The organism is Embleya sp. NPDC005575 (assembly GCF_040605455.1).
In the GTDB taxonomy this organism is placed as follows: domain Bacteria; phylum Actinomycetota; class Actinomycetes; order Streptomycetales; family Streptomycetaceae; genus Embleya.
Map to the genome: position 1 here is coordinate 22,957 of NZ_JBEXCV010000112.1, position 6,591 is coordinate 29,547.

At 71.2% G+C, this 6,591-nt stretch carries 5 protein-coding genes; 1 reads left to right on the top strand and 4 read right to left on the bottom strand.

Going from position 1 to position 6,591, the window contains the following annotated elements; translation table 11 throughout:
- Positions 1–30 precede the first annotated feature (30 nt).
- The 4 genes from ABZS54_RS29935 to ABZS54_RS29950 all read right to left on the bottom strand — a co-directional run bounded on the left by ABZS54_RS29935 (position 31) and on the right by ABZS54_RS29950 (position 4,603).
- The gene (locus tag ABZS54_RS29935) at positions 31–855 is read right to left on the bottom strand and encodes a carbohydrate ABC transporter permease (protein WP_026219681.1); all 825 of its coding nucleotides are present in this window, start codon (positions 853–855) and stop codon (positions 31–33) included.
- A gap of 116 nt (positions 856–971) precedes the next feature.
- Positions 972–1,877, bottom strand: coding sequence for a sugar ABC transporter permease (locus ABZS54_RS29940; RefSeq protein WP_355542875.1), 906 nt, complete (start codon positions 1,875–1,877; stop codon positions 972–974).
- A gap of 117 nt (positions 1,878–1,994) precedes the next feature.
- Complete coding sequence (locus tag ABZS54_RS29945) at positions 1,995–3,332, bottom strand: sugar ABC transporter substrate-binding protein (RefSeq protein WP_355542878.1); 1,338 nt, start codon at positions 3,330–3,332, stop codon at positions 1,995–1,997.
- A 119-nt stretch (positions 3,333–3,451) separates the two neighbouring features.
- Positions 3,452–4,603: a substrate-binding domain-containing protein gene (locus ABZS54_RS29950; protein WP_355542881.1), complete on the bottom strand. Its 1,152-nt coding sequence runs from the start codon at positions 4,601–4,603 to the stop codon at positions 3,452–3,454.
- 204 nt (positions 4,604–4,807) lie between these two features.
- On the opposite strand from ABZS54_RS29950, the gene ABZS54_RS29955 reads away from it, so the two are divergent.
- A partial coding sequence (locus ABZS54_RS29955; protein ID WP_355542883.1) for a DUF2264 domain-containing protein occupies positions 4,808–6,591 on the top strand: 1,784 nt, incomplete at its 3' end.

The following is a 6,591-nucleotide window of genomic DNA, read 5'->3' on the forward strand; positions in this document are numbered from 1 at the left end:
CGGCGGCCTCGAATCGAGTGGTGCCGTTGCTCACTTGACGCTCCCCGCGGAAAGGCCCGCGCGCCAGTGGCGCTGGAGCGAGACGAAGGCCACGACCAGCGGGACCACGGCCATCAGCGATCCGGTGATGACCAGCGGATAGAACTCGGGGTACGCGTGCGCGTTGGTGTTCCACGAGTACAGACCCAGGCTGACCGGGTACAGCTTCTGGTCGGAGAGCATCACCAGGGGCAGGAAGAAGTTGTTCCAGATCGCGGTGAACTGGAACAGGAAGATGGTCACGAACCCCGGCATCATCATCGGCATGGCAACGGAGAAGAAGGTCCGAATCTCGCCGGCGCCGTCCATCCGGGCGGCTTCGAGCACCTCACCGGGGATGTACCCGGCGCTGAACACTCGGGCCAGGTAGACCCCGAACGGGTTGACGATGACCGGGATGAACACCGCCCAGAAGGTGTTGACCAGGCCCACCTTGGACGCGAGCAGGTACAGCGGCAGCGCGACGGCGGTGGTGGGCACGAGCACGCCCAGCAGCACGCCGCCGAACAGTTTCTCCTTGCCGGGGAAGTCGAACTTGTCGAACGCGTATCCGGCCAGCACGCTGATGAACGAGCCGAGTGCCGCGCCGACGCCGGCGTAGAGCAGGCTGTTGAGGTACCAGTGCCAGTAGATGCCGTCGCCCTCGGTGCTGACGGCCTTGACGTTCTCGGTGAAGTGGAAGCCCTCGAACGCGAAGCCGTCACCGCCGAACAGGCCGCCCATGTCCTTGGTCGCGGCGATCAGCAGCCAGGCCAGCGGCAGCATCATGTAGAGCGTGACCAGCACCAGGGCGCCGTTGACGGCGACCTTGCCCATCAGCGCCTCGGTGGCGCGGCTCTTGGCGCGCGGGCTGCGGGCGGGCTTGGCTGCGGGTGTGCGGGTCGGCGCGGGCGCGTCGGCCGCGACCCCGTCCGGCTGCTGCACGGTGGTGCTCATGCGGTCCTCCGTCCGGACGACAGGCGGGTGACGCCGAACGACAGCGCCGCGGCGAACACGGCGAGCAGCACCGAGGCGGCCGCCGCGAGGCCGAAGTCGTTGGCGCGGAAGGCGGCCGAGTAGGCGTACATGTTGGGTGTCCAGGAGCTGCCCACGGCGGGGTTGGCGTCGCTGAGGATGGACGGCTCGGTGAACAGTTGCAGCGAGCCGATGATGGTGAACAACATCGTCATCGCGACGGCGGCACGGATCATCGGGATCTTCACGGAGACCGCGATGCGCACCGGTCCGGCGCCGTCGACGGTGGCCGCCTCGACCACCTCGCGCGGGATCGCCTGGAGCGCGGCGTAGAAGATGATCATGTTGTAGCCGATCCACTCCCACGTGGCGATGTTGACGATCGAGAACAGCGCGGTGTCCGAGGCCAGGAAGTCCCAGTGCAGGCCGCCGGATTCGAGCAGTTCCACGACCGGGCTCAGGCCCGGTGTGTAGAGGTAGACCCAGATCAGCGCGGCGATGATGCCCGGGACCGCGTGCGGCAGGAACAAGGCGAGTTGGAAGAACCGGCGGGCCCGGGCCAGCGCCGAGTCCAGCAGGAGCGCCAGGGCGAGGGCGGTGCCGACCATCACCGGGATGTAGAGGAGGCAGTACAGCCCGATCGCGACGAAGCCGTCGCGAAACTTCTCGTCGCCGAGCGCGTCGGCGTAGTTTCCGAAGCCGCTGAACACGCGTCTGGTGCCACCGAAGCCCAGGCCCGAGGTCTTCTCGGTGAACAGGCTGAGCCAGATCGCGTAGCCGATCGGCACGACCATGGTGGCGATGAACAGCGCGTAGAACGGGGTCAGGAACAGCGCGGCGGTGGTCTTCCGGCGCCGGCGTCCGGCGCGCAGGGATGTGTTCATGGAACTGCTTCCTCGTGGCGGTCCCCCGGTGCGGGGCGGCGCGCGGCGCACCGGGGGCCTGCGGATCACGGGCCGAAGGGCGGCCTCGCGGAGCCGGTGCCGTGGCGGCACCGGCGGTCAGCCCTTGACCGAGATGCCGCGCTTCTTCAGGTCCTCGACGGTGCTTCGCTGGGCTTCCTCCAGGGCGCCCACGATGGTGCCGCCGCTGGAGAGCTTCCCGAACCGGTCCTTGAGGATGGTGTTGGTCTGGGTCATCGACGGACCCCAGGTCCAGCCGGCCCCGATCGTCCCGGTGGCCTCGGTGAACAGCGGGTAGATGTCCTGCTTGCCGAAGTAGCCGGTGTCGAAGAACTGCGCCGCGGTGGGGACCAGCTCGGTGGCGGCGGGGTACGCGCTGGAGGTGCCGCTGGCGATCCGCGCGGAGATGCCCTCCTTGGTGGTGGTCATCCACTCGATGAAGGTGAGCGCGGCCTTGCTCTTCTTGCTGTCCTTGCTCACCGCGAAGGTCGAGCCGCCGAGCATGCCGTTGGACGCGGTGCCCCAGTTCGGCAGCGGCGCGACCGCCCACTTGCCGGCCAGGTCGGGCTGGCTGCTCTTGAGCACGCCCGCGCTCCACGAGGCGCCGACGATGCCGACCGTGCCGCCGCTCTTGAGGTCGGCGTTCCACTGCTGGCTGAACGAGGGCTGCACGCGCACCAGGTCGTCGGAGACCAGCTTGTTCCAGTACTCGCCGACCTTGCGCGCGTTCGGGTCGGTGAGCGAGACCTTCCAGGCGTCGCCCTCGGTGCCGAACCAGGAGCCGCCGGCCTGCCAGGTCAGCCCGGCCATGGTACTGGGGTCGTCCGGGTAGAAGGTGCCGATCCGGGCGTTCGGGTCGGCCTTCTTGACCTGCTCGGCGGCGGCCCGGTACTCGTCCCAGGTCTTGGGCACCGCGATGTTGTGGTCGGTGAAGAAGTCCTTGCGGTAGTACAGCGCCATCGGTGCGGCGTCCAGCGGCACCGCCCAGGTCTTGCCGCCGAGTTCGGTCAGTTTGTTGACGGACGCGGGGAACTTGGACTTGAGGCCGGACACCTTCGACGTGAGGTCCTGCACGGCCCCTTGGCTGACGAAGTCCGGCAGTTGCGGGTATTCGATGGTCAGCACGTCGGGGGCGTTGCCCGCCTTGACCGCGTTGGTCATCTTCGCGTAGCCGCCCGCGTTGCCGGACGGGATCTGCTCGTACTTGACCTGGATGTCGGGGTGCGACTTGTTGAACGCGTCCACGACCTCCTGGGTGCCCTTGGTCCAGGACCAGAAGGTGAGCTCCTGCTTCTGGCCCGGGCCGCCGCCCGGGGCGGCGGGGGCGGCCCCGGCGTCCTTCTTCTTGTCGTCGCCGCCGCCACAGCCGGTGACGAGGCTCAGGGCGGTGACTATGCCGACGAGAGCCGTGCCGAGTCTGATGGATGTGCGCTGCATGGACGCTCCTGGGTCGAACCTGCATCGAAGGCGATAGCGAGCATCATTCGGTCAGGAGCGAACAGCGTCAAGAGCAAATGAACAATCGATGAAAAACGAAACTCACTATGATCGTTCGATCACAGGATGGTTCGGTCGCTTTCGCTTGTCCGAATCGGCTCGCCCGACTCGACCGGCTCTCCCGCGTCGGCCGGCTCGGTGGTGGCCCGCAGCCGCAGCCTGGGCACCAGCGAGATGTGCCGCGGCGCGCGCCCGTCGTCCCCGTCGGCCAACCGCGCGGCAAGCAACTCGACCGCGATCCGGCCCACCTCGTGCTTGGCCGGTGCGATCGCGCTCAGCGGCGGATCGGCCAGCGCGGCCACCTCGTCGTCGTAGGCGATCAGCGCCAGGTCGCCGGGCACGTCCAGGCCCGCCGCGCGCAGCCGGGACACCAGCAGCAGCGCGTCCTGGTCGTTGTGCACGAGCGCGGCGGTGGCCGCACCCGAGCGGGCCGCCTCGATCACCCGGGCGACCGCCCGGTCGAAGCCGTCGGCGTCCTCGCCCGGATGCGGCGTCTCCACCCCGGCCGGATCCGGCGGGGTCAGGCCCAGCGCGGCCATCGCGGCGGTGTACCCGGTATGCACGGCCGGTGTGGTCGGACTGCCCAGCCGCGCCACGAGCAGGATGCGCTCATGGCCGAGCGCGCCCAGCCGGCGGACCGCCTGCGCCGCCCCCAACGCGTGGTCGGAGGCCACCCGGTCCAGGTGTTCCAGGCCCGAGCCGATCTCCGCCCGGCGCTCCACCAGCACGACGGGCACCGACAGCCGCCCCATCCAGGCGTCCTCGCCGCCCGGCCCCGGCGCCCGCGAGGGGGTCAGCAGCAGGCCGTCCACGCCCCCGCGCAACAATTGGTCCACCTGGTCGCGGTCCTCGCTGGGCAGATAGCGCGAGATGCCCAGCACCAGCCGGCCGCCGATCGCCTCGACCGCGGCCCGGGCGCCGCGCACGACCTCCGGGAAGTAGTAGGTGGCGGACGGTACGAGCATGCCCACTGTCGGCCCGTCGTGGCCGTTGGCCGGCGGCCGCCCCGGCTCCGGCGCGGACGGGCGGGCGTGCGGCAAAGTGGCGCCGCCGTGCACCCGGGCCAGCAGACCGCTCGCCACCAGGGCGGTCACGTCGCGCCGCACGGTGACCAGGGACACGCCCAGTTCCTCGGCGATCTCGACCACCTTGACACTGCCCTGTTCGCGGGCCGTCCTGAGAATGAGTTCCTGCCGCTGTTCCGCCAACACCGTGGACGTCGTCCTTCCGATCAGCGCACGCCCGGAACGGGCCATGCCCCCCTGCGCCCGGCTGCTGTCCGGTCACCGGCTCAGCCTAGGGCATCGCCATTCGATTTTGATTGAAAAGGATCGTTCGATCAAACCGGCTCTTGACCTGATCGATCGACGCCACCTAGCGTGTCGCCACCCGGGCGCGTCCAGTCGAGGAGATCCGTGAACACACCGCACCCCTTCGTGCTGCCCCCGGAGGACCGCACGCTGAGCCCGTACACCGGTTGGACCCGCGCGCACTGGGAGGCCGTGGCCGACGGCCTGCTCGCCGCGGTGCGCCCGTACCGCTCGCCGGGGGGCGCGCTGATCACCCTGCCCGGACGCACGAGTTGGTCCGGCGAGCGCTCGGACGGCCTGGAGGGATACGCCCGTACGTTCCTGCTCGCGGCGCTGCGCGCGGCCGGCACCGCCGCTTCCGGCCGACCCGTCCCGGCGGACCTGCTGGAGCCGTACGCGGACGGACTGCGCACGGGAACGGCCGAGCCGGGCACGGCGGATGCGCAGTCCTGGCCGGCCGTGGTCGATCGCGGCCAAGCGATGGTGGAGGCCGCTTCGGTGGCCCTGGCCCTGCACCTGACGAAGGATCAGTTGTGGGACCGGCTCGACGAGTCGACCCGCGAGCGGGCGGCCGACTGGCTCGCCGGTGCGCTGCGGCACGAACCGGTGGACAACAACTGGTGGCTCTTCCCCGTCGCGGTGGGCACCTTCCTGAAGGCGGCCGACCGGCACACCGAGCAGGCCCGGGCCGCGATCGACCGCGGTCTGGCCCGGATCGAGAAGTGGTACGTCGGCGACGGGTGGTACACCGACGGCGCCGGGCGATACTTCGACCACTACAACGGCTGGGCCATGCACCTGTATCCGCTGCTGTGCGCGGCGGTCGCGGGCGCGCCGGCCGACCCGGTCCGGCGCGAGCGGCTGCGCGAGTTCCTGACCGGATACGGCCGGCTCTTCGACCGCACCGGCGCGCCGCTGCACCAGGGGCGTTCACTGACCTACCGGTTCGCGGCGGCGGCCCCGCTGTGGCTGGGCGCGCTCGTGGATGCCACGCCGTACCCGCCGGGCACCACCCGGCGGCTGGCGAGCGGCGTGCTGCGGCACTTCCTGGACCGCGGCGCGGCCCGCGACGGCCTCCTCTCGCTGGGCTGGTACGGCCCGGACGCGGCGACCGTGCAGCCCTACTCGGGCTCGGCGTCGCCGTATTGGGCGGCCAAGGGCTTCGTCGGCCTGCTGCTGCCCGAGCAGCACGAGGTGTGGACCGCGCGCGAGAGCGCCGGGCCGGCCGAGCACGCGGACATCGACCCGGCGCTCGGCCTGCCCGGACCCGGACTGCTCGTGCACGCCGGGCACGGCGTGGCCCGGCTCGTCAACCACGGCGCCGACCACCAGCCGGCCGCGCCGGCCACCGCGCTGGACGCCGATGATCCGCTGTACGCGCGGCTGGCCTACTCGACGCTGACCGGCCCCACTCGCGGCGGCGATCCGGCGGACAACCACATCGGGCTGGTCCTGGCCGGTCGGGTGACCGAGCGCGGCCGGATCGAGCCGTTGGGCGCGGGCCCCGGGTGGGCGGCCTCGGCGCAGTCGCCCACGCTCGACGGGCAACCGGTCCCGGACACCCGGATCGTGTCGGTCGCCGTGGTGCGCGGCCCCTACGAGGTACGCGTGCACCACGTCCTGGCGCCGGCGGGCACCGCGGTGCGCGAGAGCGGGTGGGCGCCGGCCGCGGCAGCCGGCGAGGAACTGCGGTCCTCGGTCGAGGGGCTCGGCGCGCGGGTGGACACCGCGTCGGTGCACAGCACGCTGACCGGTGCGTACGGCTGGGACCGGGCGGCCATCGGCGCCGCGCCGCACGGGACCGCGTTCGGCGAGCAGGCCGAACTGGCCGTGTTGGAGGGCACGGTGGCGGCCGGCCCGCTGGTCACCGTGCTGTCGCTGACCTGGGC